10 protein-coding genes are annotated in these 15,229 nt (G+C 63.6%); 3 read left to right on the top strand and 7 right to left on the bottom strand.

The genetic code is table 11. The features are described from left to right. Positions 1-7: 7 nt before the first annotated feature. From katG to MKZ91_RS10845, 3 genes are all read left to right on the top strand, one after another. On the top strand, positions 8-2,215 hold the full coding sequence (katG, locus tag MKZ91_RS10855) for a catalase/peroxidase HPI (RefSeq protein ID WP_336170864.1): 2,208 nt from the start codon (positions 8-10) through the stop codon (positions 2,213-2,215). Positions 2,216-2,645: 430 nt separating this feature from the next. Further along, positions 2,646-3,758 (top strand): efflux RND transporter periplasmic adaptor subunit, encoded by a 1,113-nt coding sequence (locus MKZ91_RS10850; RefSeq protein WP_336170862.1) that lies wholly within the window; start codon positions 2,646-2,648, stop codon positions 3,756-3,758. 3 nt (positions 3,759-3,761) lie between these two features. Further along, a complete protein-coding gene (locus MKZ91_RS10845) occupies positions 3,762-6,965 on the top strand; it encodes an efflux RND transporter permease subunit (RefSeq protein ID WP_336170860.1) in 3,204 nt (1,067 codons plus the stop codon). Between the two features lie 37 nt (positions 6,966-7,002). On the opposite strand, the gene MKZ91_RS10840 is transcribed toward MKZ91_RS10845, so the two are convergent. The 7 genes from MKZ91_RS10840 to MKZ91_RS10810 form a co-directional block, all read right to left on the bottom strand. Next, positions 7,003-8,520, bottom strand: a complete 1,518-nt coding sequence (locus tag MKZ91_RS10840; protein ID WP_336170858.1) for an FAD-dependent monooxygenase — start codon at positions 8,518-8,520, stop codon at positions 7,003-7,005. Between the two features lie 153 nt (positions 8,521-8,673). Then, positions 8,674-9,408: a FadR/GntR family transcriptional regulator gene (locus tag MKZ91_RS10835; protein WP_336170856.1), complete on the bottom strand. Its 735-nt coding sequence runs from the start codon at positions 9,406-9,408 to the stop codon at positions 8,674-8,676. 18 nt (positions 9,409-9,426) lie between these two features. Then, a complete protein-coding gene (gene yjfF / locus MKZ91_RS10830; protein WP_336170854.1) occupies positions 9,427-10,395 on the bottom strand; it encodes a galactofuranose ABC transporter, permease protein YjfF in 969 nt (322 codons plus the stop codon). Beyond that, on the bottom strand, positions 10,392-11,417 hold the full coding sequence (locus MKZ91_RS10825) for an ABC transporter permease (RefSeq protein WP_336170852.1): 1,026 nt from the start codon (positions 11,415-11,417) through the stop codon (positions 10,392-10,394). Before MKZ91_RS10825 ends, yjfF begins: the two co-directional genes overlap by 4 nt. Beyond that, positions 11,414-12,928 carry a galactofuranose ABC transporter, ATP-binding protein YtfR gene (gene ytfR / locus MKZ91_RS10820; RefSeq protein ID WP_336170850.1) on the bottom strand — a complete coding sequence of 505 codons (1,515 nt, stop codon included), beginning with the start codon at positions 12,926-12,928 and terminating at the stop codon, positions 11,414-11,416. Before ytfR ends, MKZ91_RS10825 begins: the two co-directional genes overlap by 4 nt. A gap of 205 nt (positions 12,929-13,133) precedes the next feature. Then, positions 13,134-14,096, bottom strand: a complete 963-nt coding sequence (gene ytfQ / locus MKZ91_RS10815) for a galactofuranose ABC transporter, galactofuranose-binding protein YtfQ (protein WP_336170848.1) — start codon at positions 14,094-14,096, stop codon at positions 13,134-13,136. Between the two features lie 188 nt (positions 14,097-14,284). Continuing rightward, positions 14,285-15,184, bottom strand: a complete 900-nt coding sequence (locus MKZ91_RS10810; protein ID WP_336170846.1) for an EamA family transporter — start codon at positions 15,182-15,184, stop codon at positions 14,285-14,287. Positions 15,185-15,229 lie beyond the last annotated feature (45 nt).

Below are 15,229 nucleotides of genomic sequence, written 5' to 3'. Positions count from 1 at the left end.
GATAAAAATGGACGCGAAAGCCGACAAAGCGGGCAAATGTCCCGTCATGCACGGAGCACAGACCAGTGCACAATCCGCCGGCACATCGAACCGTGACTGGTGGCCGAACCAGCTCAACCTGAAGATCCTGCATCAGAATTCTTCGCTGTCCGATCCGATGGGCGAGACGTTCAACTATGCCGAGGAATTCGGCAAGCTCGACCTTCAGGCACTGAAGAACGACCTTCACGCGCTGATGACCGATTCGCAGGACTGGTGGCCGGCCGACTTCGGTCACTACGGCCCGCTCTTCATCCGCATGGCCTGGCACAGCGCCGGCACCTACCGCACCGGCGACGGCCGCGGCGGCGCCGGAGCCGGACAGCAGCGCTTCGCGCCGCTCAACAGCTGGCCGGACAATGTCAATCTCGATAAGGCGCGCCGGCTCTTGTGGCCGATCAAGCAGAAATACGGCAACAGCATTTCCTGGGCCGACCTGATGATCCTCACCGGCAACGTCGCGCTCGAATCGATGGGCTTCAAGACGTTCGGCTTTGCCGGCGGCCGTCCGGATGTCTGGGAGCCCGAGGAAGACATCTACTGGGGCACGGAAAAGACCTGGCTCGATGACAAGCGCTATTCCGGAGACCGGGACCTCGAAAACCCGCTCGCAGCCGTGCAGATGGGCCTGATCTACGTGAACCCGGAAGGCCCGAACGGCAATCCGGATCCGCTCGCAGCCGCACGCGACATTCGCGAGACCTTCGCCCGCATGGCCATGAACGACGAGGAAACCGTGGCGCTGATCGCCGGCGGCCACACCTTCGGCAAGACCCATGGTGCCGGCGACGCGTCCAATGTCGGCCGCGAGCCGGAAGCGGCCGGCATCGAGGAGCAGGGCCTTGGCTGGGCAAGCACCTACGGCAGCGGCCGCGGTGGCGACACCATCAGCAGCGGCCTGGAAGTCACCTGGACGACAACGCCGACCAAGTGGAGCAACAACTTCTTCTGGAACCTGTTCGGCTACGAATGGGAACTGACGAAGAGCCCGGCCGGTGCGCACCAGTGGACGCCGAAGCACGGCATGGGTGCCGGCACCGTGCCGGATGCCCATGACAAGTCCAAGCGTCATGCGCCGTCGATGCTGACCACCGACCTCGCGCTGCGCGCCGATCCGGCCTACGAGAAGATCGCAAGGCACTTCTACGAGAACCCGGACGCTTTCGCCGACGCCTTTGCCCGTGCCTGGTACAAGCTGACCCACCGCGACATGGGTCCGCGCGCCCGCTACCTCGGCCCGGAGGTCCCGGCCGAAGACCTGATCTGGCAGGACCCGGTTCCGGCCGTCGACCACCCGCTGATCGACGCGGCAGACATCTCGGGCCTCAAGGCAAAGATTCTCGCCTCCGGTCTGTCGGTCTCCGAGCTGGTGTCGACCGCCTGGGCGTCTGCCTCCACCTTCCGCGGCTCGGACAAGCGCGGCGGCGCCAACGGTGCCCGCATCCGTCTTGCGCCCCAGAAGGATTGGGAGGTCAACCAGCCGGCGCAACTGGCGAAGGTCCTGGATACGCTCGAGGGCATCCAGCGCGCTTTCAACGACGCGCAGACCGGCGGCAAGAAAGTGTCGCTTGCCGACCTGATCGTACTGGGTGGTGCAGCGGCAATCGAAAAGGCCGCGCGGGCTGCCGGCAACGATGTGGAGGTCCCCTTCGCGCCGGGCCGCACGGACGCGACGCAGGACCAGACCGACGTCGAGTCCTTCGCCGTGCTCGAGCCGATCGCGGACGGCTTCCGCAACTACCAGAAGGCTCCGTACGCTGTGTCGCCGGAAGAGCTGCTGATCGACAAGGCGCAACTGCTGACGCTGACCGCTCCGGAAATGACCGTGCTTGTCGGCGGCCTGCGTGTACTTGGCGCCAACCACGGCGGGACGAAGCACGGGGTCTTCACCGATCGCACCGAGGCCCTCAGCAACGACTTCTTCGTCAACCTGCTCGACATGGGCACGGCTTGGAAGGCAACCTCCGAGGCCAAGGACGTCTTTGAAGGAACCAACCGCAAGACCGGCGACGCCAAGTCGACGGCCACCCGCATCGACCTCGTCTTCGGCTCTAACTCGCAGCTCCGGGCAATCGCCGAAGTTTATGGCCAGGCGGATTCGAAGAAGAAGTTCGTGCACGACTTCGTGGCAGCCTGGAACAAGGTGATGAACGCCGACCGCTTCGATCTCGTCTGATCGGTCGGTATGAACGACGAAAACAGAAAGAGGCCCCGGTCTAGCGCCGGGGCCTCTTTGTTTTTTGGCGGACCATCGTTTCTTAGACCAGCATCCTGTCGCGTGACTTGAGGTTGCAAATTCCGCAACGGGATTGTGACAATCATCCACACGTTAAACGGTTCCGGCCAAGTGGTAGCGAGCGCAAATTGTCGACCGCGGCCCGCTTCAACGTCACCGCGCCTGGATAACGCCTTGCCGCGCAACCCTTTGCTTTTGTGACAAAGTTCCTTTCTGACCGCCGCGCCCTCGCCCCGTCGGGAACGAAATCTTATCAATCATTGGTTGCGTGACTTGACGATGGGAACGTGTTCTGATTTCAACCTTCCAAGGCCGCCGACCGTGGTGCGCTGACATGAATTCCAGCTGTTTCGTTCAGGGGGAACGTTGCATGCATCGTTCAAGACTTCTCGCCGCCTCGTTTTCATCAACGCTTCTAGTCGCAGTCAGCCTGATCGCGCCGTCCACCTTCGCCCAGCAGGCACCGGCGGTGGTCATCGCGCCGGCCACGATCATGGACCTACGCGAAAGCGTTGATCTGACCGGCAAGGTAACCGCCATCCAGAAAGTCGACATCCGGGCACGCGTCTCCGGCTTCCTCGAGGCGGTGAACTTCACCGAAGGACAGAAGATTACCGCCGGGACGCAGCTCTACCAGGTTGAGGATGGCGCCTACCGCGCCGCCGTCCAGGAGATCGAGGGACAGATCGAGGCGGCCGAAGCCGCCAAGCAACTCGCCGTGCTCGAGCGCGATCGTGCCGATCAGCTGCTCACCACCAAGACCATCTCCCAGGCCAAGGTGGATGAGGCCAATGCGGAGGTCCAGAAGGCCGACGGTGACCTCGTGCGCCTCAAGGGCAGCAAGGACAATGCCGACCTCAATCTCTCCTATACGAAGATTACGGCACCCTTCGACGGCATCGTCGGCCTGACCGCTGCCGATGTCGGCGCCCTCGTCGGCCCGGATAGCGGCCCTCTCGTGACGCTCACCCGTCTCGACCCGATCTACGTGCAGTTCCCGGTCGCCACCGCGCTCTACCTCACCTATCGCGAGCGCGTGTTGAAGGGCGAGATCAGCGGCGGCGCCAATGTCGGGCTCGGGCTGCCAAACGGAACGGAGTACAAGCAGAAGGGCACCATCAACTTCATCGCCAGCAATGTCTCGCAAGGGACAGACACGGTGATCGTGCGCGCCGAATTCCCCAACCCGGACAACATCCTGCTCGACGGCGCCCTGGTGCGCGTCATGCTCGAACAATCGGACAAACAGGATGTGCTCGCCGTGCCGCAGCAGGCGATCCAACGTGACCAGCAGGGCGCCTTCGTCCTGGTGGTCGACGCCAGTTCCAAGGTGGAGCTTCGCCGCGTCGATGTGGCGCGCAGCGCCCGCGGCCAGGCCGTGATCAGCAAGGGCCTCAAGGAAGGCGAAAACGTCATCACCGAGGGAGCCGGCAAGGTCCGCCCGGGCATCACCGTCGATGCCGCCACGGCAGCAGGTGGCTAAGCCATGATTTCAAAGATCTTTATCGATCGGCCGCGCTTCGCCACGGTCATTTCCATCGTGTTGACGCTGGCAGGCCTGCTGGCGCTCACGCGCCTGCCGATCGCGCAGTTTCCCGACATCGTGCCGCCGCAGGTCAGCGTCACGGCAAGCTATCCCGGCGCCGGTGCCGACGTGGTCGAAACCACCGTCGCCCAACCGATCGAGAGCAAGGTCGTCGGCGTCGACGACATGCTCTACATGAAATCGACCAGCGGCGCCGACGGTTCCTATACGCTGACCGTCACTTTCGCCGTCGGCACCGACCCTGACATCGCTACCGTCAACGTGCAGAACCGCGTGTCGCTTGCCGAGGCCGGCTTGCCGTCGGAGGTCAAGCAGAGCGGCGTCAGCGTGCGCAAGAAGTCGTCTGCGCTGATGCAGGTGATCACCATCTACGGCGCCGACGAAAAGCAGGGGTTCGACGACCTGTTCCTGTCGAACTACGCCACGATCAACGTGCTCGACACGATCAAGCGCGTACCCGGTGTGGGCGACGCACAGCTGTTCGGCGCCCAGGATTACTCGATGCGTGTCGTCCTCGACATCGATCGGATGACCAGCCTCGACCTGACGCCGAACGATGTGATCAACGCGCTGAAGGCACAGAACGTCCAGGCCGCCATCGGCCGTATCGGCGCCCAGCCGATGACCGACGATCCGCTGTTCCAGTTGAACCTGCAGACGCAAGGGCGTCTCACCGATCCCAAGCAGTTCGAGGACGTGGTGCTGCGCGCCCGGCCCGACGGCTCCTATGTGCGCATCCGCGATGTCGCCCGCGTCGAACTCGGCGCCGCCAGTTCGGATTCCAGCGCCCGCTTCAACGGCAAGCCGGTTGCCATGATCGGCACCTATCAGGCACCGGGCGCCAATGCGCTGGCGGCTGCCGAAGGCGTGCAGCAGGCGATGGAGCGGCTGTCGAAGGCCTTTCCGCCCGGCCTTACCTATTCGATCTCCTATGATACGTCGCAGTTCGTGGAAGCGAGCGTCGACAACGTCGAGGAAACGCTGTTCGAGGCCTTTATCCTCGTTATCATCGTCGTTTTCCTCTTCCTCGGAAATTGGCGGGCGACACTCATCCCGCTCGTCGCCGTACCGGTAGCACTCATCGGCACGTTCGCGGTTCTGCTCGCCATGGGCTTCTCGCTCAACACCGTATCGCTGCTTGCCATGGTTCTGGCAATCGGCATCGTCGTCGACGACGCGATCGTGGTGGTCGAGAACGTCGAGCGGGTGATGGAGGAAAATCCGGGGCTGTCGGCAGCCGAAGCAGCCCGACGCGCCATGGGCGAAATTACCGGCGCCATCGTCGCCATCACGCTCGTGCTTTTGTCGGTCTTCGTTCCCGTCGCCTTCATCCCGGGCCTCAGCGGTCAGTTGTTCCAGCAGTTTGCTGTCGCGGTATCCGTCTCGATGGTGATTTCAGCGATCAACGCGCTGACGCTGAGCCCGGCGCTCTGCGCGGTGCTGTTGAAGCCGCATCACGGGCCGAAGCGCGGTATCCTTGGCTATATCTCGCGCACTATTGACAAGGGCCGTGACGGCTACGCCTTTGTCGCCGGCCATATTGCCCGGCGCGCGATCATCGGCCTTGCGCTGCTGGCGGTCGCCTTCGTGTCGGCGGGTTTCCTCTTCCGGGTCGTTCCGACCGGCTTCCTGCCGGCGGAAGACCAGGGCGCCTACTTCACCGAAATCCGCCTTCCGGAAGGTGCCTCCTACAACCGCACCGACGCTGTCGTGAAGCAAGTGGAAACGATGCTTGGCGGCATCGAGGGCGTGGCCAACGTGATCACCGTCACAGGCTACTCCTTCCTCGACGGCCTCTCCAAGTCCAACTCGGCCTTTGCCGTCGTGACCATGAAGCCCTTCGCTGAGCGCCTGAGCGACGCTGCGGGCGTCGAAGCGGCGATCCGGACGACCATGGCCAAGGGCCAGGCAATCCGCGGCGCGCAGATCTTCGCCTTCAACCTGCCGCCGATCATGGGCCTCGGCACCGGTTCCGGCTTCGAGTACCAGCTGCTCGACCTGCAGGGTCGCTCGGTCACCGACCTTGCCGCAACCGCCGGCGGCCTGATCATTGCCGCCAACCAGAACCCGGCGCTGGGTCCGACCTTCACCACCTATTCGGCAAGTTCGCCGCAGCTCTATCTCGACATCGACCGCGACCGCCTGCAATCGCTCGGCGTCTCGGTCAGCGACCTGTTCACGACGCTGCAGGGCACGCTCGGCAGCTACTACGTCAACGACTTCAACCTGTTCGGCCGCACCTGGAAGGTGACGATGCAGGCCGCGCAGGCTGACCGAAACGCCGTCGACGACATCCAGCGGCTACACGTTCGCAACTCGAGCGGCGAGATGGTGCCGGTGGCCTCTGTCGCCAAGGTCGACTACATCGTCGGTCCGCAATCGATCGTGCGCTACAACAACTATCGTTCGATCACGCTGAACGGCCAGCCCTCCGCCGGACACTCCTCCGGTGAGGCACTGGCAGCAATGGAGGCGCTTTCGGCCTCGACGCTGCCGCCGGGTTACGGCTACGAGTGGACGGGAACGGCGCTTCAAGAACTGGAAGCCGCAGGCAAGACGACCGCCATCCTGGCGATGGCGGTGCTCTTTGCCTACCTCTTCCTGGTGGCACTCTATGAGAGCTGGACTATTCCCGTACCGGTGCTGCTGTCGGTCGCCTTCGGCGTCTCCGGCGCGCTGCTGTCGGTGCTTGTCGCCGGGCTCTCCTTCGACATCTACGCCCAGATCGGCCTCGTCGTCCTGATCGCGCTTGCCTCGAAGAACGCGATCCTTATCGTCGAATTCGCCAAGGCGCACCGAGAGGCAGGTGCCCCGATCGTCGAAGCGGCGATCGAGGGCGCACGTGCCCGTTTCCGCGCGGTCATGATGACAAGCTTTGCCTTCATCGTCGGCCTGGTGCCGCTGGTGATTGCCAAGGGTGCGGGCGAGCTCAGCCGCCGCGCGGTCGGCACCGGCGTTGCCGGTGGCATGCTTGCCGCCGCACTCGTCGGCATCTTCGTCATCCCGGCGCTCTATGTCGCGTTCCAGTGGCTGCGCGAGCGAGGTCACAAGATCGTTGGCATTTCCAAGCATCCGGCGGCCGAAGGCGGTGAAAGCGAGGCGGCAAAAGCCGAAAAGGCGCAGACACCGGTCAGCCACGGCTAGGTGCGATTGGCGGCGGGGGCAACGCGGCCCCCGCTTGCTAGAGACTGATGCCGTGTTCGGCGAAATAGGCCTCCAGCCCTTCGCCCGTCTGCTCGCCAGCCGCGAGCGCCACGTAGCTGTCCGGCCGCATGAGATAGACCGCATCGTTCTCAAGTCCGGCCGTCGCGTACGCCTCAACCCATGGAAACACGTGGCATGGCAACCCGCGCGTCAGACACCACCGCCTCAAGTCGTCGCTGGCTGTGCCGTAGACATGGACCTGCCAGGCAATCGCCGAGAGCGATGCGTGATTGTCGAGCCCGCCCTCGGAGACCCAGGGCAGCCGGTCTCCGCCATGCACCCTTCCCGCATCACCGCGGCTCAGCGGTCCGCCGCGATAGTTGAGCTGCGTCTGCGACACGATCCTGAACAGGAATTCGCGCACGCTGCCGATACGATAGGCAAAGGTCGCGATCGTCGGCGCGATCCACAGGCGGGCGAAATCGACAAGGCGCCCCTCCGTCGTGACGAAGGTAAACAGTCGATCGGTGGTTTCGACGAGCTGGTGCGCGAAGGCGATCCGCTCGTCCTCATAGCTGTCGAGCAGCCGGTCTGGCGCGCGCCCCTTCAGCACTGCCGCCAGCTTCCAGGCAAGATTGATAGCGTCGCCAATGCCGGTGTTCATGCCCTGGCCGCCAACCGGACTGTGCACATGCGCAGCATCTCCCAACAGGAACACGCGCCCCTGCCTGTAGCGATCAGCCACCCGATGGTGGACGCGATAGGTGGAGAACCAGTTCACCTTGTCGATGCTGAACCCCAGGCCTTCGATGGCGCGATGGCTGACGTCCTCGAAGGTAAGCCGCTCCGCATCCTCGCGCTCGTCCCGCACGACCCCGATCAGACGGCCCTGCCCCTTGTTGCCATAGGCAAGCAGGGCGACGAAGTCGCTGCTTTCGAGCGAAACATGCGCTTGCCCATTGGCGGCAGAGCCGCTTGCCTCCACGTCGGCGACATAGAAGGTCTGGTTGTAGGTTCCGCCTGAAAAGCCGATGGCGAGCTTATGGCGGACCGGCGAGCGGGCGCCGTCACAGCCGGCAAGGTATTGCGCAGCACACAGCTCTTCGCTGCCGTCAGGTCGTCTGAGATGCGCGGTGACGCCGCCGTTGGCGTCCTCAAGATCGACAAGCTCGGTGCGTCTTTCGACGACGACGCCCATGGCCTCCAGCCGCGCCGCCAAAAACCGCTCGTGATGGTCCTGCGGATAGACAAGCACAAACGGAAAGGGCGTCAATGCCTCTCCGGTTGGGGCGAAATCGATGTGCGCCCGCACCTTGCCTCTCGCCCACAGATTGATCGCCGGATTGCGGTGCCCGGCTTCGACCACGGGCGCCGCCAGGTCGAGCTGGCGGTAGAGTTCAAGCGTGCGGGCATGCACCACCATCGCCCGCGAAGTGGAACCTGGGCCAACGTTGCGGTCGATGATACGAACACGCACGCCCTGGGCAACGAGCCACAGCGCCAGCACCAATCCTGTCGGCCCGGCCCCAACGATGAGGACGTCGTGTTCCGTCATCCTGTTCTCCGGTTGGTTCGCGGGCGGGTTCCCTGAAATAGGCAAGAAACGGCGCCCTCTGCTTTGCACCGCGGCCGCAAGCTAATCGCAGATTGCAGCGGTTGCCAAGCACGCGCGCGTGCGCGCAGGAGATGATGGCCGGGACGGCCGGCCTCAGGTTCGGCTCGACATTGCGAGATTGGCGATCAGCCGCTCCTGGCCCACCCGGATCACATGTTCCATGGCGCTTCGCGCGCCGTCCTCGTTGCGAAGCCGGATCTGTTCGACGATGCGGATGTGGGCGACCGCGACGCGATCGATTTCGGCGTCGTCCGCTGCCTGGTTGCTGAGACGGAAGACCCCCATCAGTGCCGCCTCGATCAGGCTGCCCACCGTCTGCATGAACGGATTGAGCGAGGCCTCGAGAAGCCGCAGGTGGAATTCGAGGTCGGCGAGTGCAAGCGACTGCGGGCTGTGACCTGCGTCGCCCATGGCAACGGCAAGCCGCATCATCTGGGCGATATCGGCATCCGCCGCCCGCCGCGCGGCAAGGCCCGCCGCATAGGGCTCGAGCGCCAGCCGAACCTCGCTCACATGGCGCAGGAACACTTCATCGACGCCGGCGCTGAAATGCCAGGCGAGCACGTCACCGTCGAAAAGGTTCCAGTTGGCCTGCGGCATCACCCGGGTACCGATACGCGCCCGGGCGACCACCAGCCCCTTGGCCGCCAGCGTCTTCATCGCTTCGCGCAGAACCGTGCGGGAGACATTGAAGCGGGCTGCGAGCTCCGCATCACCCGGCAGCGTGTCTCCGGCGGAAAACTCGCCACCGACGATCGCCTGCCCAAGCTCCTCGACAACGAGCCTATGGCTTGTCCTTTTGCGCGGGTTGGGGACGGAACGCCACATCGCCGGATCCTCAGCGTCTCACGCCCGCTGCTGACGATGATGCGAGACGTAGATGATGCCCTTCTGCAGGAGAATGAAGGCAAAGAGCAGCAGCCCGATCAGGATCTTCGTCCACCAGCTCGACAGCGATCCGTCGAAGGTGATGTAGGTCTGGATCAGGCCCTGGATGAAGATCCCGAAAAGCGTGCCGGCAACGAAACCGGCGCCGCCGGTCAAGAGCGTCCCGCCGATGACGACCGCGGTGATCGCGTCGAGTTCGACACCGACAGCCGCAAGCGAATAGCCAGCCGAGGTGTAGAGCGAGAAGACGATGCCCGACAGGCCGGCAAGCAGTCCCGAAAGGGCATAGATCCTGATCGTCGTTGCGGCGACCGGCACGCCCATCAGCCGTGCCGTCGCAGTTCCTCCGCCGAGCGCATAGACGTTGGTGCCAAAGCGGGTTCGGTGCGCGATCAGGATGCCGATGGCAAAGACGAGTAGCATCAGACCGCCGATCAGCGTGATCCGCCCGCCGCCGGGCAGCTTGAAGTACAGCCCCTTCAAGGTTGCGTAGAAGGGATGCTTGATCGGTATGGAATCGATCGACAGCACGAAGGCCATGCCGCGCGCCAGAAACATGCCGGCAAGCGTGACGATGAAGGGCGGCATCTCCAGATAGTGGATGATCGCCCCCATCGCTGCGCCGAAGAGTGTCGCAATGCCGAGAACCGTCACGAAGGCGACGAGCGGATGCAGGCTTGTGTGCTCCAGCACCACGGCCAGGAAAACACCGGTGAAAGCGATCACCGAGCCGATCGATAGATCGATGCCGCCCGACAGGATGACGAAGGTCATTCCGACGGCCGCAATGCCGAGAAAGGCGTTGTCGGTCAAAAGATTGCCGATCACCCGGGTGGAGAGCATGTTCGGATACTGGGCGGCGCAGAGCGCGTAGCCGAGCAGGAAGATCAGGATTGTCGCCGTCAGCGGAAGGTATTTCTGTTTCATTTCGCGGCCCGCTCCGTCGTTTTGTTCGCGCCACGCGCCGGCATGAGGAAGGCAAAGGCGGCGCGGCATCGCGGCGATTGCAGCACCAGGATGAAGACGATGATCGCCGCCTTGATGATCAAGTTGTACTCGGGCGGAAAGCCCGAAAGCAGGATACCGGTGTTGATCGCCTGGATGATGATTGCGCCGAGCACTGACGCGGCGATGCTGAAGCGGCCTCCGAGCAGCGACGTGCCGCCGACCACGACCGCAAGGATGGCGTCAAGCTCCAGCCAAAGCCCGGCATTGTTAGCGTCCGCGCCGCGGATATCGGCCGCTGCGATGATGCCGGCAATGGCGGCACAGACGCCGGAAAGCACGTAAGCTGCGATGAGCAGAACCGGCGTCAGCACGCCGGAGAGCGTGCTTGCCTGACGATTGACGCCGATCGCCTCGATCAGCATGCCAAGTGCGGTGCGCCGGACGAGCACGGCAACGAGCGCCCCGAAGACAAGCCAGATCACCACCGGCATCGGCAGGCCAGCGAAGGAGCCGCTGCCGATGAAGATCAGGCCGGGGTGGTTGAAGGTCAGGATGGCGCCTTCGGTGATGAGCTGGGCAATGCCGCGCCCGGCGACCATCAGCACCAGCGTCGCGATGATCGGCTGAATGTCGAGAACCGCGACCAGCACGCCGTTCCACAATCCGCAGAGCGCACCGACGGCAAGCGTGATCAACAGCGTTTCGGCCAGCGAATGGCCCGACGTTATCGCCGATGCGGCAGTAGCGCCGCAGATTGCCATCACGGCACCGACGGAAAGATCGATGCCCTTGGTGGCGATGACGACCGTCATGCCGATCGCCAGCAGCACCACAGGCGCGCCGCGGTTGAGGATATCGACGAGGCTGCCATAAAGGCGGCCGTTCTGGATCTCCAGGTGGAAAAAGCCCGGAAACACCAGCGAAACCGCAGCGACAATGACTGCGAGCGCGATCAGTTGGGGCAGAAGCCGGTTCACATAGAGCCTTATGGTCGCGGTCACGACGGCCTCCGTTCATTGGTGGCGGCGATCGCTTCAACGATCTGATGGGCGGTAATGCGCTGGCCGTCGAGCTCGGCCACATGGGCCCGGTCGCGCAGCACGACAATGCGCGTGCTGTAGGCGACCAACTCCTCGATCTCCGACGAGACCACCAGCAGCGACATGCCTTTCTCGCGCAGGCTTTCGATAAGCTTGACGATCTCGGCATGGGCGCCGACGTCGATACCGCGTGTCGGCTCGTCCAGGATCAAGAACTCGGGCTCGGTCGCCAGCCAGCGGGCGAGGATTGCCTTCTGCTGGTTGCCGCCGGAAAGCAGTTTGATCGGCTTTTCCCGGTCGGCGGTGCGGATGTCGAGCATGCGGATGTAGTGGTCGGCCAGCCGGTTTTGTTCGGCGCGCGCGATCGGGCGGGTCCAGCCCCGGCGCGCCTGCAACGCCAATACGATGTTCTCGCGCACCGAGAGATCGCCGACGATGCCTGATGTCTTGCGATCTTCAGGGCAGAATCCGAACTTGTGATGAATGGCGGCGCGTGGCGAGGAAAGATCGACCGCGCGGTCGTCAATCTCAGCAGTGCCACTATCGGCGCGATAGACGCCGAACAGCAGTTCCGCGGTTTCCGTGCGGCCCGAGCCGAGCAGGCCTGCCATGCCGACGACTTCCCCGGCCCGCACATCGAGATTGAACGGGTCGATCCGGCCCTTGCGGCCGTAGTTGCGGAAGCGGTAGCGCAGCGCTCCTTCGGCTGTCTCCGCGCGGGTCGAGTGGATTTCCGCAGCAAGCTCGCGACCGATCATCATCGTGATCAGCTCGCGCCGGTCGAGATCGGCGGTCTCGCGCGTGCCGACGAGCTGACCGTTCCTGAGGATGGTGATGCGGTCCGAAATCTCATAGACCTGCTCGAGGAAATGGGTGACGAAGATGATGCCGAGGCCGCGCGCCTTCAAACGCCTGACGATGCGAAAGAGCATTGCCACCTCGTGCGCATCAAGGCTTGCGGTCGGCTCGTCAAGGATCAACACCTTGCCTGAAAGATCGACGGCGCGCGCGATGGCGATGACCTGCTGGATCGCCACCGGATAACTTGCGAGATCGCGGGTGACATCCAGATCGAGTTCATAGTCTGCCAGCAGATCACGCGCTCGCCGGTTCATGGCGCGCACGTCAATCATGCCGAAGCGCCGAGGCTGGCGCCCGAGAAAGAGATTCTCGGCGACCGTCAGGTTCGGCAGAAGATTGACCTCCTGATAGACGGTGCCGATGCCGAGCCTCTGGGCGTCGAACGTATCACGAGGATCAACCTGCGCGCCGTCGAGCATGATCGTGCCGCCATCGCGGCGGTAGGCGCCGGTCAGGCACTTGATCAGGGTCGACTTGCCGGCACCGTTTTCACCGAGCAGCGCATGCACCTCGCCGCGGCGCAGATGAAAGTCGACCTTGTCGAGCGCCTTCGTTCCGGGAAATCCCTTCTCGACCCGAACTGCCGAGAGAATGTAGTCACTGGTCTGCATCGATGCCGTCCCGCCATGCTGCCACCGAGAGCGCGGTGAGAAAGGCGCGGCATTGCGATCCGCTCCGGCTCACCGTGATCAGCCGGCCGAAGCACAAGCCCGTGTCGCGCTGAGGGCACAGACAGGTTTGTCTCCGGCCGGAGAGGAGCCGCCCGAAGGGGCGGCAGTCCGCTGCCTGCGCGCCGCAACGCAGGCAGAATGCGGCTTAGTAGCCGAGGCCCTTCTTTTCCTCGTAGACCTTCAACGGTTCGTCGGCCTGGGTGTAGAGCTTCGATTCCGTCTGGATCCACTTCGGCGGTGCCGTGCCATCCTTCAGGAAGGTGGCAAGCGCGTCGAAGGCGGGGCCGGCCATGTTCGGCGTCAGCTCGACCGTGGCATTGGCCTCACCGGCTGCCATCGCCTGGAAGATGTCGGGAACAGCGTCGATCGAGACGACGAGGATGTCCTTGCCCGGCTTCAGCCCGGCTTCCTTGATTGCCTGGATGGCGCCGACCGCCATATCGTCGTTGTGGGCATAGAGCGCGCAGATGTTCTTGCCGCCATCCTCGGCCTTCAGGAAGCTTTCCATTACTTCCTTGCCCTTTGTCCGGGTGAAGTCACCGGTCTGGCTGCGGACGATCTTCAGGTTGTCATGCCCGGAAAGCGCCTGTTCAAAGCCCTTCTTGCGGTCGATTGCCGGCGACGAGCCGGTGGTGCCTTGAAGCTCGACGACGTTGCAGGGCTTGCCGGCCGAAGCGTCAACGAGCCACTTGCCGGCCACGCTGCCCTCGTGCACGAGGTCGGAGGTAACCGCCGTCAGATAGAGATCATCGGAAGCATCGACCGTGCGATCGAGCAGGATGACCGGGATTTCCGCATCCTTTGCTTCCTGCAGCACTTCATCCCAGCCGGTGGCGACGACAGGGGCAAGGAGGATGGCGTTCACGCCCTGGGCGATGAAGGAGCGGACTGCCTTGATCTGGTTTTCCTGCTTCTGCTGTGCGTCGGCGAATTTGAGGTCAATGCCGCGTTCTTCGGCCTGCTGCTTGGTCAGCGTCGTCTCGGCGGCGCGCCAGCCGGACTCCGAGCCGATCTGCGAAAAGCCGACGACGAGTTCCGCGGCCGAAGCGCTGCCGAACGTGCAGGCAGCAAGGATCGTTGCACTCGCAAGTGCCTTGGCGATTTTCATGATTTCCTCCCAAAGAAAGCTGCCTCCACGCAGCCATCAAGAAAAAATCATATAATATTACTTTTGTAAACCAGCAGTTTTAGCCTTGATCGCGAAAGAGCCACGATAGGCGAAAGGCCCGTCAGGAATTGACGGGCCTCGGAAGAAGAAGGTTCCGCTGAGATCGAGCGGCTGCTGCGATCGCTCGCCTATGGCCGCGCCAGCAACGTGCCGGCCGCGCTCGCGATCATGACGAGGACCACCCCGAAAACCTGGTTGAGGCTGAGTGTCTGCCCGAGGATGATGAGGCCGGCTCCGGCGCCCATCGCCGGTTCCAGGCTCATCAGGATGCCGAACACCGATGGCTGCAGGCGGCGGAGTGCCATGAACTCGAGAGCATAGGGCAGGAGCGGCACGAGGACGGCGAGCCCCGCCGTCACCAGGAGCATGTGGAAGGAGAAGCCGGACTGGACCTGATGGAACCCGAATGGCGTGGCAATGAGGGCGGCAAAGAGCAGAGACACCGCGAGCCCCTCCAACCCCTTGAAGCGTTGGCCGGCATGTCTCATCAACACGATGTAGCCGCCCCAGCCGATAGCCGCGCCGAAAGCGAAAAGCAGCCCGCGCGTATCTGCAACCCAGGTGGTGCCATCCCAGGAGAGGCACAGCACACCCACCGCCGCGATCGCCGGGAAAAGCAACCGCCAACCCCGTCCTCCGAGGACCGCAGCGACCGTCAGAGGGCCGAAAAACTCGATCGCCACGGCAAGGCCAAGCGGGATCCGTTCGATCGCCGCGAAAAAGCAGAGCGTCATCATCGCCATCGTCGCGCCGAGCGAAAGCGCAGAGAACCACTGTGACCGCGTGTAACTGAGGAACGGCGGTCGGACGAGGAGCATCAGGAATGCCGCCGCCCAGCAAAGCCGCAGCCAAGTGGCGCCGAAGGCTCCGACTTCCGCCATTGCTGGCTTCGAGAGTGCCGCACCAAATTGCACGCTCGTCATGGAGAGCAGGCAGAAGGCGATGGCAAGCGTAACGCGGCCAGACGATCCGTCCACCGCCGCCGCGTCACCCCACGCGCTGTCTGCCGTCGTTTCCGTTTCCGCCATGTCCGTTCTCCCTTTGGCTTGAACAGACATAACAATCCCGGCACA

It is taken from the genome of Ensifer sp. MJa1, assembly GCF_037026475.1.
GTDB lineage: Bacteria > Pseudomonadota > Alphaproteobacteria > Rhizobiales > Rhizobiaceae > Ensifer.
This window is presented reverse-complemented; position numbering and strand designations above follow the sequence as displayed.